Raw genomic sequence first — 12435 nt, forward strand, 5'->3', positions numbered from 1 at the left:
TTTTCAGGATGACTGATTTTGCTCATGAACAATGAGAGCCAATCTGAGGTGGTGTTCAATGAATCCCGCCTTGAAAGCACTATAGCGACGAATATCGTTCTCGCTTGCTAATGCCCCAGCCCGTTTAATTTCTGCGTACTGTTCTGCTATGTCTTCATTTTTTATAAGGTAATTGCGAAACGCGAGAAGCTTCAGGATGTGTGCATCACCCATGACAAAAGCATGGACCTGATGGCTGCGTTGCTCACCGCCTTTAGAAAAATATCTGCGATTCGGAATTCCATACTCTCCACGAGCCATATAACCGGCGCTTTCCATAGCGGGGTCTAAGCTATCCAGAGCCGCACAATCAATAACCTCCAGTAAAATATCTATGACGGGTTTTGCCGCCATACCGGGTACCGAGGTGCTCCCGACGTGATGAATTCTCGAAATTTTGTTTTCAAGCGCAGCTAGCAACACTGCGGACTCCTCGGCAAACAGACTTGGCCACTGCGTATTGTAATCAACAACGTCTATTACTCTCATCACTTTCTCCGCCAATACCCTTTTATTCATTAGTGGGGTTTCAAATGACTCTTGTCTAGCGGGCCGTTTACATTGACTGGCACCGCTAGCCAACGGGGCATCGTATAGGCCGCTGTCAATAAAGGCGAGTTTTGTGAAAGGTCAGGAGGGTTATGGCAAATATTTCAATGATAATTATGACTGAAACCACCGAGTCCGGTTCTGGCACGGAGCGGACGAGCTAACTGAGATGAAGGTCTGCTGTGAGCGAGAAGCGGACATTCGTACAGATAGTAATCACTTCAGTAACATTTTAACGTCTGATTATGGAAATAAGTTAGCAAAAAACATCCGTGAATATCATGTATATTGTTTGTTGTATTCATTCCAGCCTTCTTCAAACCCACTCCAGTTGATATCGGTTTTAAATCCATTAATACTTTTCTCATTTAAATTTTTAAGATCAGAGTCCATATCCATAGCTGACTGTTTGAAATAAATTTTCTTATTAATAGGATCAATAGCACAATCCCCACTATCTAACATCAGGTGTATATCTGCACGTAGAAGTAATCCATTAGAAACGGAATAATCAATATCTCTGTTATGTGGAATGATGTGCGCAGCCTGGAGCCGTGAACCTACACAACATCCAGTAACAACGCATTTGTTGCCACAATTTTCTCTGACTGCTAAAGAAAATTCGGCTTGCCCATTTCTTATCTCTGCCTCGCCATAACGACGAGATGTATCAACTTCATTTTGTTCTGATTGTAAGGAGGGCGAGTTCTTGTTAATAGATGACAAGAAAAAGTGAATCAATATTTCACTTTGTTTTTCAAAGCCTTCTTCTAATAATTTTTTTATATTTTCATTAAGCCAATCCTTCCATTCTTGCCTCTGGTTTGATGGTATCAGTTCCTCCACAAGTTCTGACCAATCTTCTGTATTGGCTTCGATATCCCTTTCTAATGCCGCCCTCATTTTTAATATACTCTCTGAAGTTTTTTGCTTACCAAATATCATTTTTGATCCGATTTCATATAAAGTGTTAATGGTGTAAGAATAAACGCATGCCTCTATTTCTTTAAGCAACCACCACGAAACTTAACTCGATAGCTTTCTGATAAAATTGTTTCAGTCTTCGCTATAAGGGTGATCCATCATAAATTCATCTAAGGTTAAAATTTTCACGCTCAATAAATCTTTCGGGAAGCGTTGATAAATTTTGTCATTGGAAATAAATAAATCAATATGATCGCAGTACGCTATATGACATATGTCGTGACTATCGTTCTTACCCGGTTGGCTACCTGTTTTTATTGCATCTAAAATATATATAGTTAAACATTTCAAATAATTATCTAGTATTTTATTTTGATTGTATTTGTTGATGGCGTTTAAATACTCAGGAGTAAAATCCCTCTCAGGATCAGATTCAGCCCCCGGTCTAAATTTCCTTATTCCGAGCGAGTGGAGAAATTTGATTAAAGTTATTTCAGTATGCACTCTTATTTCTGCTGCTGTATAAGGATTGTTTCGAAGATATTTTCTATCTTCTTTTTCTGTTAGCATTGTTTGTTTGAAAAGTAATGTTGATTCCTCTACAAGCATATTGTCATAATTAGTTAACGTCTCAATGGAGTACACTTTTCCACCTAGTTCAACTTTTACATTCTTTGCCTCAGGTAGTGTGTCTGTTTTTATAATCTGTTCCATTAACAACTTTGTGGCTGGCACATCATAATCATTGAAGACAAGACCAAATGCCTTAGCCTGTAAGGTACCTACGGATTCCCATACGATTTTCACCTTACGATTCAATATATTAATCAGCGAGACTTTCCGTATATTGTACTCTTTTTCTGACGTCATCCCTGCAATCAGTTCCAAGATGCCAAGTTGTGAACATATTAATTCAATATTACTTTCGTTCGGGATTTTATTCAGCTGTCTTAGTATATTTGTATCCAGATAAGCTTTCATATATTTTAAATGCACCTTTTTTTTGTTATTTTTGTAAAGTGATTATTTATCACTGAATGAATACTCTTACATTTATAAAAAAAACTCAAGAGGCATCTTTGCTCACTTATTGCTGATGACCGTTCTTGGAGCATTTGTCGCAACAGACAACTCTGACGTGAGAGGGGCTTTACCCGCCCCCTTTACGGCTCGCTCCCGGGGAAACGCCCCTGATGAATTATGCACACCTGCATGCCTATGCGGTGAGATCTTTTCGCTTCAGACTAGTAAATACAGACTTTTGTGATGCCCGCTTTTGGCACCAAGCGGACCAAAGTACTGGCTTATCCAACCTTAAGAAAAGCATGGATGCTCGTAATTTTCCTCACAGACGGTTATTGTAGACGAGGGCTCACCAGTTTAAGTGGTGAGCCAACTGGTTGATTAGCGTGACACGCTAACGTTTTCCAATTTCACCGGGCTTTCAGGTTTATCCCCTACTTGCATAGTGACAGGGACAAAGACGTTTAACTCTTGCAACCAGGCGAGTTTGTTACTGCTCTCCATCTGCCCTTCATTCGTCTGGTGGCAGTCAACTAATAGATACTTTCCACTAAACTCGGGTGCCAGGTTGCTTGCATTCCCTTCTTCCGTTACATCGCAGCGTAAGGTCGCAGTAACCACTTTCTTATCGGCATCAATACTGTCCCATTGCGCCTGATATTGCTGGCCTTTTGCTAATGGGAAACGCAGATCCGTATGCAGCTTGTTGAGCAGTGAAGCACCACTGCTGATGGACATCGCGAATTTCAGTTGAAGTTGATTAGCTATCGTTAAACGTTGCACCGTCCAGATGCCGTATTCTTCCAACTTACGAATATAGCCATCCGCTTGCGCATCCAACTGGACATTGACCTTTCCAAACGCGCTAGATTCCGTATAACGAATCTGTTTAAAGCGCGGAAGCGCCCATGGTTTGATCAATAATTGTGCCTGCTGTTCAATTTCAGCCGAAAGGGGGTATTTGTTTAACCATTGCGGATTATTATTGCTCAGATCGGGCATCGTGGGCCCCATCAGCGCTGATGCTTTTTTATTAACCGCAGACTCAAAATGCCCCTTAGCAGTGAACATTTTACCTGCAGGTAATTGGCATAATTGCGTGAAGTGCTGCGTCTTTTCAGGGCTAATATTGAAGCTACTCTTGCGGCGAACAATATCTGCGGTGATAAGTGAGTCGGTCACCCGCCCATCACTATCGAAATTCATTGCAGCGACAGCATCACCCTTGTGGGTTTTACAGTTATATAAATAGTGTTCAACTTTTAATCCCAGCGGAGCATCGTAAGGGGGTTCCCAGATGATATCTGCAAAGTCATATCCCATACGTACCGATAAAATATCGCCATTACGCTGGATGCTATTTACATCAACAAGATCGGTAATACCCGTTGTAGAGGTGGTTGACAGTTTTTCCCACCTTGCCTCTTTTACCGGTAGCTTACAAACCGTACGGATATCCTCTGCTGTCATATACTTATCTTCTTGCGCAGGCGCATAACGGAGGTAGCTTTTGCCATAAAAACGAGCTTTAGTGAACCCCTTCTCGTTCAGTAAATCCTTATACAGGAGCTGCGCTTCCCCTCGTTTACAATCCACAGAGCGCCACTGCTGAGTTATTTTTCCATCATTGAGATTCAATGACATCATGTAATTCACACGATCGTGGATTCTGGTGACTGATAGGGGGTTAATGCCGCCACCAGTCACCATTGATTTATCCGCAGCCTGAACGAACAAAGAAGGTAGAAAAGTGAGAATAAAAAGTGAGCGTATTAAAGGGCGAGCGCTAGACATACATGTTCCTTCATATATTGATTAAGAAATAAAGGTATCGGCAGCAAGGCGTGAATTTTTAGATAAACATCGAGTGAGATGAGGGCAACGATAAACATATCGACAGCTTAGCCCCCATCAGAAACAAGCTGGTCTCCCACTTCACCCAGCGCCGAGACCAACTTTCCCCCATCTACCGCAACAACACCTTGCCAATCAAATATGTCGTTGCCTGGCCGCCGATATGCACCCGCTCGCCTAGCAGTTGGCAACGGAGATCGCCACCGCGTGCGGAGACCTGGCGCGCCAGCATTTGGGTTTTATTGAGCTTTTCCGCCCAGTAAGGGATCAGCATGCTGTGCGCCGAACCGGTGACAGGGTCTTCGGCAACGGCTTCGCCTGGGCAGAAGAAGCGGCTGACAAAATCATATTCCCCATCTCCGGGCGCGGTAATGCAGACCATTTTGCCCAGCGGCTGCATGGCGTGAATATCCGGGCGCGCGGCTTCCACCTGCTGTTGATTCTCCAGCACCACCATATAGTCTCGCGCCACGCGCACCTCCTGGTATTGCGTGATGCCCAGCGCTTCCAGCAGCAGGGCCGGTGGCGTGACCGGCTCGGTTTTCCAGGCAGGAAAATCGAGGGTGAGCCATTCGCCGCTGCGCGTCACTGCCAGCGGGCCGACAAAGCGGGTGTCGAAGCGCACCGTGGTGTCCGGGTAATCGAGATATTCAAAAATCACGTGGGCGGCGGCCAGCGTCGCGTGACCGCAGAGGTTGATTTCACCCTGGGTGGTAAACCAGCGCAGCTCAAAGCCGCTGTCGGTTGTCACAAAAAACGCGGTTTCCGACTGATTATGCTGCTGCGCCATCTTCAATAATGTCGCATCGGGCAGCCACTCGGTAAGCGGGCAGACTGCCGCGGCATTGCCGCCAAAGGTGTCGGAGGTGAAGGCATCTACCATATAAAAATCAATTTCTTTCATTACTTAAGCCTCTCGTTATTCTTGTGACCACTCACGCTCTACCATGCCACGACATCACGCAATGTCGAATGCTTTTCTGTGGATTCATCCCCGTCATAAATAGCAGGTATCCCCCGCCGCTAAAGATCGCCAACGGCCAGCCATCTCGCCATCAATCGGCTACAGCGAGAAATATCGCTGCCTCGCGGCGTTTCATCTCTTCAGCCTGTATGGCCCCTCCACTTCAGTACATCGCCCTATTGATAAGACAATTTGTGACCCGCCACGCATTAACCATATTCATGATAAGGACATCCTCATGCCTTTGATCGCTATCAAAAATATACATACCGTCTGGTCGGTATGATTCACCACATGAATACAGAAGTGCAGCACCGCAAAAAAGATCCGGTCCGTCTACACCAGCAATTGCTGGAGTCGGCGGCGATGATTGCCGGTCGTGATGGTATCGCCGCCCTGTCGCTAAACGCCGTGGCCCGCGAGGCAGGCGTCAGTAAAGGGGGATTAATCCACCACTTCCCCAATAAACAGGCGCTGATTTTCGCCCTCTTTGCCCGACTGCTGGCGATTATGGAAGAAGCCATCACCGCGCTGATGCAGCAGGACAATATCAGCTACGGGCGATTTACCCGCGCCTATCTGAACTATCTGGCCGACTTGACGGATACCCACGAAAGCCGTCAGCTGATGGTGCTGTCGCTGGCGATGCCCGATGAACCAGTGCTGCGAAAATGCTGGCGCGACTGGATGCTGGACCACCTGGCGCGCGGTGATGAACTGGATAACAGCCCCATCGGCACGCTGGTGCGCTATACCGCAGACGGTATCTGGCTGTCTGAGTTGACGGAAGGGATAACCATGAACGAGGAACATCGTCGGACGCTGGTTGCCTCTCTTAATAAGATGACGCTTCCCGCGTGAAGCCTACTGCTGAGGCCGCGATGCGCTACAACATCAATGCCCGTTTTATTTACGACACCACCGACGGCACAATCATGCTGCCGCAAAGCGATGAACCCGATAGCCAGCTGTCGATCACCGCCAGCGCCCTGCTCAATTATTTTCTGCACAACACCGGCATCATCAGCCGTGATGAAGTATTGAAAAAAGTCTGGGATGACAACGGATTAACCTCATCCAACAGTAACCTGAATCAGTACCTGAGCATGCTGCGTAAAACCTGTCGCCACTACGGTATCGACAATATTATCGTCACCGTCTCACGCGGCTATTTACAGCTCAACCCCGACGTGGTGATTCAAGCGTTGGATGAATCACCCGCTGCGCCGTTAAAACCGCCCGCGGCAGAAACCGATCTCGCCGTATCCGCACTGCCCGTCACGCCGCCACCAACACCGCACGCGCGCGGCATGTGCTGGTATATCGCCGGAGCCTGTTTGCTGACCATCGCAGTACTGCTGGTGGCGTTTAGCCTGGTCGGTACCCGTGAATCCCGGCCTCTCAACTTAACGCAGATAAGCCACAGCCAGTGTGAACTGCTGGCGAGCGATGAGATGCTGCGCTCCGTCAGCGCTAGCGGCTACGCCACGAATTTCGATAAGGTGCGCCAGCGGCTGAACGTGGAATGTAAACCCGGCGAGCGTTTTCTGTTCTTCTACGGCGACCGGCTCGAAACCAACGGCCTCGGGCGTGTGTTCTTAGCCCACTGCGCGATGCACGAAGACAACCCGTTTAGCTACTGCGATAACTACTTTTACTACTCCTGGAAGCCGCAATGAAACTTGCCCCGCGTCCTTTCTTCGCCCTTTGCGTGCTGGTATTTATCGCCGCTGCCGCCTTTTGCGCCTGGCGTTTGCTGCCGGCAGAAAACGAAGGCGCAATGAGCTGTTCAACCAAAGGCATTATGCGTTTTGAAAACATGGATAAAGAGAACGTGAACGGCAATATCCATTTTACCTTCGGCGGCAACGGTAAAGGGTCGATGGTGGTGGAAGGTTATACCGACTCGGCCGCAGGTTGGCTCTATCTCCAGCGCTACGTCAAATTCACCTACAGCAGCAAACGCATCTCCACCACCGAGCGCCATTATCGGATCAATAAGTGGGAATCCAGCGCATCGTCGATTGATGAATCGCCGGACGTGATTTTCGACTACTTTATGCGCGAGATGTCCGACAGCCACGACGGCCTGTTCCTGAATGCGCAAAAGCTTAACGACAAAGCCATTTTGTTAAGCTCCATCAACTCACCGCTGTGGATTTGCACGCTGAAATCCGGCAGCAAGCTCGACTAACCTCTCACGCGTCGTAGAACACCATTCCGGCATAGGGCTTTTCGCGGCAGGCATCCAACCGTTGAGCAAGGTTGCCAACGTGCAGTTCGAGCTTATGGCCGTCCGGGTCAAGAAAATAGTACGACTCCCCTTCACTGCGATTTTCCTTCCACACCACCACACCGCTTGCCGCCAGCTGCGAAGTGACCTCAGCAAACTGCTCCGCCGCCACGCTGAAAGCGTAATGGGTGTAGTCGCTCGCCTCCGGTGGCGTTATTCGTCGCTGAGCGTCAAGTGACAGGCACAGCCACAGTTCGCCGCAGGAGAGATAGGCGCCGCTGTCCCAGCGGGCGTGAAGCCGCATACCCGGAAGCTGCTGATAAAACGCCACGCTTTGCGCCAGTTCGCTCACGGCGAGGGTAAGGTGATTGAGTCCAGTTAGCATTGATTCCCGCTCTTTTTGTGATGTTCTGCCCGCACGGCTGCGCGGCAGAGTGTGACCCACCGCGCACGGCCATTTTCATGCCCGCTTTTCCCAATACAAAACCGCATTTTTTGCGTTTAGCTTCGTCGGCAAAATTTGCGCCGCCCCACAGATAGCTTCGCGCGATGTCACCTGATTCTCTTAATTTTTTAGCAAGTTAGCAACATTCTCAGCCTCCCTAATAAACGGCTAAAAAACCGCCATACACAACGCAAAATCCCCAACCGACAAACAGCATAAACAGATAAATCTAAGGCTAAATCACGCTAAATTTCAGAGCATTATTCTAATTACACACCCCATACGGATTTAAATTCCACCGAACTTGCCAGCCTCTATAGTGACCTTCGAACGCCGCTGCCGTGGGTTAACGCCGTGACGCGGACGGTTTTCCGGTAATCACACAACCTGTCCAGAGGAAAAAACCATGGGTGATGCATTAGGGCTTATCGAAACCAAAGGTCTGGTGGCCTGTATTGAAGCCGCGGATGCGATGTGCAAATCCGCCAACGTTGAACTGATTAGCTACGAGAACATCGGCTCCGGCCTCGTCACCGTGATGGTGAAAGGCGACGTCGGTGCGGTGAAAGCCGCGGTGGATTCCGGTGTGGAATCGGCGCAGCGCATCGGGGAAGTGGTGACGTCGCTGGTGATTGCGCGTCCACACAACGACATCAACAAAATCGTCATTAAACACAAGGCGTAAGGCCGGGAGAACGCAAATGGGTGATGCATTAGGTCTGATTGAAACCAAAGGTCTGGTGGCCTGTATCGAAGCGGCGGATGCGATGTGTAAAGCCGCCAACGTCGAGCTTATCGGCTACGAAAACGTCGGTTCCGGCCTTGTGACCGCGATGGTGAAAGGCGACGTCGGCGCAGTGAAAGCGGCTGTTGATTCCGGCGTGGAGTCCGCGCAGCGCATCGGCGAAGTGGTCACCTCGTTGGTGATTGCGCGTCCGCACAATGACATCAGCAAGATTATCTCGCACTACAAAATTACCGAATAAACCGGAGAGAACATGATGAAAGAAGCGCTTGGCTTAATCGAAACCAAAGGTCTGGTGGCCTGCATTGAAGCGGCAGATGCGATGTGTAAAGCCGCCAATGTCGAGCTTATCGGCTATGAAAACGTCGGCTCCGGCCTCGTCACCGCGATGGTGAAAGGCGACGTCGGCGCGGTTAACGCGGCGGTGGACTCCGGCGTGGAAGCGGCAAAACGCATCGGCGAAGTGGTCACCTCTCGCGTGATTGCCCGCCCGCACAACGACATCGAAAAAATTGCGTCGCAGCACAAAGCATGACTGAGCGGGTACGCCCCGTCTGCACTCTTTTAGTCTGATGAAGGATAGACTCATGATTGAACTGGATACCGATTTGCTCTCCCGCCAGAACGCGAGAGAACTGGTGCGCAACGCCAAAAAGGCACAGGCGATAATGGCCACCTTTTCGCAACAGCAAATCGACGCCATCGTGAAAAACGTGGCCCAGGAAGCGGCGCATCACGCCGAGTCGCTGGCGAAAATGGCCGCGGAAGAGACCGGCTTTGGCAACTGGCAGGATAAAGTCCTGAAGAACCGTTTTGCCTCGCTGCGCGTTTACGACGCCATCAAAGATATGAAGACCGTCGGCATCATTCATGACGATCAACAGAATAAAGTGATGGACGTGGGCGTACCGCTGGGTGTGATTTGCGCGCTGGTGCCGTCAACCAACCCTACCTCAACGGTTATCTACAAAACGCTGATTGCGCTGAAAGCCGGCAACGCCATTATCTTCTCGCCGCATCCGGGCGCACGGCAGTGCAGCTGGAAAGCGATTGAGATCGTTAAACGCGCGGCGGAAGCGGCCGGTGCCCCAGTGGGTATCGTCGATGGCGTGACCGAACTGACGCTCGAAGCCACCTCCGAACTGATGCACAGCAAAGACGTGTCGTTGATTCTGGCGACCGGCGGCGAAGGGATGGTGCGTGCGGCGTACGCGTCTGGCACCCCAACCATCAGCGGCGGCCCGGGCAACGGCCCGGCGTTTATCGAGCGCAGCGCCGATATTCACCACGCGGTGAAAGATATCATCACCAGCAAAACCTTCGATAACGGGGTGATCTGCGCCTCCGAGCAGTCGATCATCGTCGAACGCTGCATTTACGACGAAGTCCACCGCGAGCTGGAAGCCCAGGGCGCGCACTTTATGAGCGAAGCCGAAGCGGCGAAAATGGCGGCCCTGCTGCTGCGTCCAAACGGCACCATCAACCCGAAAGTGGTGGGTAAAACCGCTCTCTACTTAAGCCAGATGGCGGGCTTCTGCGTCCCAGCCAGCACCCGCGTGCTGATTGCCGAGCAGACCACCGTCTCGTCAAAAAACCCCTACTCCCGCGAAAAACTGTGCCCGGTACTGGGCCTGTACGTGGAAGAGGACTGGAAAGCCGCCTGCCACCGCGTGGTTGAACTGCTGACCAACGAAGGACTTGGCCACACGCTGGTGATCCACACCCGTAATCAGGACGTGATCCGCCAGTTCTGCCTCGAAAAACCAGTGAACCGCATTCTGATTAATACGCCCGCGGCCCTCGGCGGCATCGGTGCCACCACCAATATCACCCCGGCGCTAACGCTCGGCTGCGGTGCGGTGGGCGGCGGTTCCAGCTCCGATAACGTCGGCCCGATGAATCTACTGAATATTCGCAAAGTGGGCTACGGCGTGCGCTCTATTGATGAATTGCGCGCACCGGGTACACGCGTGGAGCCACAGCCAACCATCGTCGCCTCTGCCCCTGCCGCCGACCCGCGCCGCAGCATTCTCGACGATGCCCGTTTCGCCTCCCCCGCTCCGGTGAGCCACGCAAGCCACGCCGATGACCGCTTTGCGGCAACCGCGACGGCAAGCGTTGAAGGCGAGATCAGCGAGCAGAACGTGGAGCGCGTCATCCGCCAGGTGCTGGAACGCCTTGGCAAGTAACACATTGATATAAGGCGATATAAACAATGATTCTCGCAAAGGTAGTCGGACATGTGGTGGCCACGCAGAAGTGCGATGAGCTCCGTGGCAGCAATCTGCTGCTGATCTGCAAATTAGATGATGAACAGCAGCCGATGAAAAACCAGACCTGGGTCGCCGTCGATAGCGTGGGTGCCGGCATGCACGACATCGTGCTCGCCGAAGAGTACCTGGCGCTGAACAAAGACCGCTACCGGGCCATGTCAGTGGTTGCCATTGTCGAGAACGTGTTTCGGGACGCTTAAGGAGTCAATAACCCAATGAGTGAATTTTTGCTGAAACCCCGGATCCGCTTTGGCCAGGACGCGCTGTCGGCGCTGGCCGACGTGCCCGCCCACAGCGTACTGCTGGTCACCGACCAGGCGATGGTCAAATTTGGCCTCGCCGAGCGCGTGATAACCATCCTGCGCCAGCGCATCATCCCGTTCCAGATTTGGGACGATGTGGTCGCCGACCCGGATATTGCCACCGTGGTGCGCGGGATGAAGCTGATGGATAGCCACTATCCGGATCTGGTTATCGCGCTGGGCGGCGGTTCGGTGATTGATGCAGCCAAAGCGGTTATTTTCGCCCTGGCGCAAACGCGTCCGGAAAGCCGCCGCGAACGTCCATGCTTCGTGGCCATTCCGACCACCAGCGGCACGGGTTCCGAGGTGACCAGCTTCTCCGTGGTGAAAGCCCACGCCGAGAAACTGGTGCTGGTTGACCCGTCGCTGCTGCCGGATATCGCCATCCTTGACCCAACGCTGGTGGCCTCGGTGCCACCGGCTATCACCGCCGACACCGGAATGGACGTGCTGTGTCACGCGTTGGAAGCCTACGTTTCACTGGCCGCCAGCGATTTTTCCGATGCGCTGGCAGAAAAAGTGGTGCAACAGGTATTCCGCTATCTGCCGACCTGTTGGCGCAACGGCCAGGATCTGCAGGCGCGTGAAAAAATGCACAACGCCTCCTGCATGGCAGGCATGGCATTTACCAACGCCTCGCTTGGCATCACCCACAGCCTGGCTCATGCCCTTGGCGGCGTGTTCCGCGTGCCGCACGGCCGCGCCAACGCCCTGCTGATGGCCGCTGTGGTGGCGTGGAACGCCGACTTCAACGGGCAGTGCGATACCGCCGCCGCCCATAAATATGCCCGTTTAGCCCATCTGCTGGATTTGCCTGCGCATACCCCTCATGAAGGCGTGGCCAGCCTGCTGGTCGCCATTACGGCGCTGAAAGATGAAATGAACATGCCGGAGGGGATCGCCGATACCGGCGTTGACGCCAGCGAATTTGAGCGCCGATTAAGCGAGATGGTGGCACAGGCGCTGCGCGACGGTTGTACCCCAACGAATCCACGCGCGCCGGACGCGCAGGCATTAACCGAACTTTATCGCCAGGCATGGAACGGCCGCGCCGTTCACCGCCACGGATAACAAGAACTGGAGA

The 12435-nt window shown here is 51.5% G+C and carries 15 protein-coding genes; 9 read left to right on the forward strand and 6 right to left on the reverse strand.

From position 1 onward, the window contains the following. Nucleotides 1–3: 3 nt before the first annotated feature. From KP80_RS05710 to KP80_RS05730, 5 genes are all read right to left on the reverse strand, one after another. On the reverse strand, nucleotides 4–528 hold the full coding sequence (locus KP80_RS05710; protein ID WP_052282629.1) for a GrpB family protein: 525 nt from the start codon (nucleotides 526–528) through the stop codon (nucleotides 4–6). Nucleotides 529–867: 339 nt separating this feature from the next. Continuing rightward, nucleotides 868–1533 carry an HNH endonuclease signature motif containing protein gene (locus KP80_RS05715; protein WP_052282630.1) on the reverse strand — a complete coding sequence of 222 codons (666 nt, stop codon included), beginning with the start codon at nucleotides 1531–1533 and terminating at the stop codon, nucleotides 868–870. A gap of 111 nt (nucleotides 1534–1644) precedes the next feature. Next, on the reverse strand, nucleotides 1645–2493 hold the full coding sequence (locus KP80_RS05720; RefSeq protein ID WP_052282631.1) for a hypothetical protein: 849 nt from the start codon (nucleotides 2491–2493) through the stop codon (nucleotides 1645–1647). Nucleotides 2494–2916: 423 nt separating this feature from the next. After that, nucleotides 2917–4329: a hypothetical protein gene (locus KP80_RS05725; RefSeq protein ID WP_052282632.1), complete on the reverse strand. Its 1413-nt coding sequence runs from the start codon at nucleotides 4327–4329 to the stop codon at nucleotides 2917–2919. Nucleotides 4330–4501: 172 nt separating this feature from the next. Next, complete coding sequence (locus KP80_RS05730; RefSeq protein ID WP_052282633.1) at nucleotides 4502–5293, reverse strand: PhzF family phenazine biosynthesis protein; 792 nt, start codon at nucleotides 5291–5293, stop codon at nucleotides 4502–4504. Between the two features lie 342 nt (nucleotides 5294–5635). Between KP80_RS05730 and KP80_RS05735 the strand changes: the two genes are divergently transcribed. From KP80_RS05735 to KP80_RS05745, 3 genes are read left to right on the forward strand one after another with little or no spacing between them, the layout of a single operon-like run. Beyond that, nucleotides 5636–6214 (forward strand): TetR/AcrR family transcriptional regulator, encoded by a 579-nt coding sequence (locus KP80_RS05735; protein WP_052282634.1) that lies wholly within the window; start codon nucleotides 5636–5638, stop codon nucleotides 6212–6214. Between the two features lie 20 nt (nucleotides 6215–6234). After that, nucleotides 6235–7032: a winged helix-turn-helix domain-containing protein gene (locus KP80_RS05740; RefSeq protein WP_052282635.1), complete on the forward strand. Its 798-nt coding sequence runs from the start codon at nucleotides 6235–6237 to the stop codon at nucleotides 7030–7032. Then, a complete protein-coding gene (locus KP80_RS05745) occupies nucleotides 7029–7547 on the forward strand; it encodes a FidL-like protein (RefSeq protein ID WP_052282636.1) in 519 nt (172 codons plus the stop codon). Before KP80_RS05740 ends, KP80_RS05745 begins: the two co-directional genes overlap by 4 nt. A 4-nt stretch (nucleotides 7548–7551) precedes the next feature. Here KP80_RS05745 and KP80_RS05750 read toward each other — a convergent pair whose 3' ends face one another. After that, a complete protein-coding gene (locus tag KP80_RS05750) occupies nucleotides 7552–7971 on the reverse strand; it encodes a FosA family fosfomycin resistance glutathione transferase (RefSeq protein WP_052282637.1) in 420 nt (139 codons plus the stop codon). A 466-nt stretch (nucleotides 7972–8437) separates the two neighbouring features. Between KP80_RS05750 and KP80_RS05755 the strand changes: the two genes are divergently transcribed. From KP80_RS05755 to KP80_RS05780, 6 genes are read left to right on the forward strand one after another with little or no spacing between them, the layout of a single operon-like run. Then, nucleotides 8438–8716: a BMC domain-containing protein gene (locus KP80_RS05755; RefSeq protein ID WP_010634659.1), complete on the forward strand. Its 279-nt coding sequence runs from the start codon at nucleotides 8438–8440 to the stop codon at nucleotides 8714–8716. A gap of 16 nt (nucleotides 8717–8732) precedes the next feature. Beyond that, entirely contained in the window at nucleotides 8733–9017 is a 285-nt protein-coding gene (locus KP80_RS05760) for a BMC domain-containing protein (RefSeq protein ID WP_052282638.1), read from the forward strand. Nucleotides 9018–9032: 15 nt separating this feature from the next. After that, nucleotides 9033–9311 (forward strand): BMC domain-containing protein, encoded by a 279-nt coding sequence (locus tag KP80_RS05765; RefSeq protein ID WP_015585230.1) that lies wholly within the window; start codon nucleotides 9033–9035, stop codon nucleotides 9309–9311. Nucleotides 9312–9363: 52 nt separating this feature from the next. Further along, nucleotides 9364–10965 (forward strand): acetaldehyde dehydrogenase (acetylating), encoded by a 1602-nt coding sequence (locus KP80_RS05770; protein WP_052282639.1) that lies wholly within the window; start codon nucleotides 9364–9366, stop codon nucleotides 10963–10965. Between the two features lie 26 nt (nucleotides 10966–10991). Then, a complete protein-coding gene (locus tag KP80_RS05775) occupies nucleotides 10992–11249 on the forward strand; it encodes a EutN/CcmL family microcompartment protein (protein WP_052282640.1) in 258 nt (85 codons plus the stop codon). Nucleotides 11250–11264: 15 nt separating this feature from the next. Then, nucleotides 11265–12422: a 1-propanol dehydrogenase PduQ gene (locus tag KP80_RS05780; protein WP_052282641.1), complete on the forward strand. Its 1158-nt coding sequence runs from the start codon at nucleotides 11265–11267 to the stop codon at nucleotides 12420–12422. Nucleotides 12423–12435 lie beyond the last annotated feature (13 nt).

The sequence above is a fragment of the Kluyvera genomosp. 1 genome (genome assembly GCF_001266615.1).
Lineage (GTDB): Bacteria > Pseudomonadota > Gammaproteobacteria > Enterobacterales > Enterobacteriaceae > Kluyvera > Kluyvera cryocrescens_A.

What these genes read in the sequence shown, in the direction of transcription:
- KP80_RS05710 (WP_052282629.1), bottom strand. Translation starts at nt 528, where the DNA reads ATGAGAGTAATAGACGTTGTTGATTACAATACGCAGTGGCCAAGTCTG.
- KP80_RS05715 (WP_052282630.1), bottom strand. Translation starts at nt 1,533, where the DNA reads ATGATATTTGGTAAGCAAAAAACTTCAGAGAGTATATTAAAAATGAGG.
- KP80_RS05720 (WP_052282631.1), bottom strand. Translation starts at nt 2,493, where the DNA reads ATGAAAGCTTATCTGGATACAAATATACTAAGACAGCTGAATAAAATC.
- KP80_RS05725 (WP_052282632.1), bottom strand. Translation starts at nt 4,329, where the DNA reads ATGTCTAGCGCTCGCCCTTTAATACGCTCACTTTTTATTCTCACTTTT.
- KP80_RS05730 (WP_052282633.1), bottom strand. Translation starts at nt 5,293, where the DNA reads ATGAAAGAAATTGATTTTTATATGGTAGATGCCTTCACCTCCGACACC.
- KP80_RS05735 (WP_052282634.1), top strand. Translation starts at nt 5,636, where the DNA reads ATGATTCACCACATGAATACAGAAGTGCAGCACCGCAAAAAAGATCCG.
- KP80_RS05740 (WP_052282635.1), top strand. Translation starts at nt 6,235, where the DNA reads ATGCGCTACAACATCAATGCCCGTTTTATTTACGACACCACCGACGGC.
- KP80_RS05745 (WP_052282636.1), top strand. Translation starts at nt 7,029, where the DNA reads ATGAAACTTGCCCCGCGTCCTTTCTTCGCCCTTTGCGTGCTGGTATTT.
- KP80_RS05750 (WP_052282637.1), bottom strand. Translation starts at nt 7,971, where the DNA reads ATGCTAACTGGACTCAATCACCTTACCCTCGCCGTGAGCGAACTGGCG.
- KP80_RS05755 (WP_010634659.1), top strand. Translation starts at nt 8,438, where the DNA reads ATGGGTGATGCATTAGGGCTTATCGAAACCAAAGGTCTGGTGGCCTGT.
- KP80_RS05760 (WP_052282638.1), top strand. Translation starts at nt 8,733, where the DNA reads ATGGGTGATGCATTAGGTCTGATTGAAACCAAAGGTCTGGTGGCCTGT.
- KP80_RS05765 (WP_015585230.1), top strand. Translation starts at nt 9,033, where the DNA reads ATGAAAGAAGCGCTTGGCTTAATCGAAACCAAAGGTCTGGTGGCCTGC.
- KP80_RS05770 (WP_052282639.1), top strand. Translation starts at nt 9,364, where the DNA reads ATGATTGAACTGGATACCGATTTGCTCTCCCGCCAGAACGCGAGAGAA.
- KP80_RS05775 (WP_052282640.1), top strand. Translation starts at nt 10,992, where the DNA reads ATGATTCTCGCAAAGGTAGTCGGACATGTGGTGGCCACGCAGAAGTGC.
- KP80_RS05780 (WP_052282641.1), top strand. Translation starts at nt 11,265, where the DNA reads ATGAGTGAATTTTTGCTGAAACCCCGGATCCGCTTTGGCCAGGACGCG.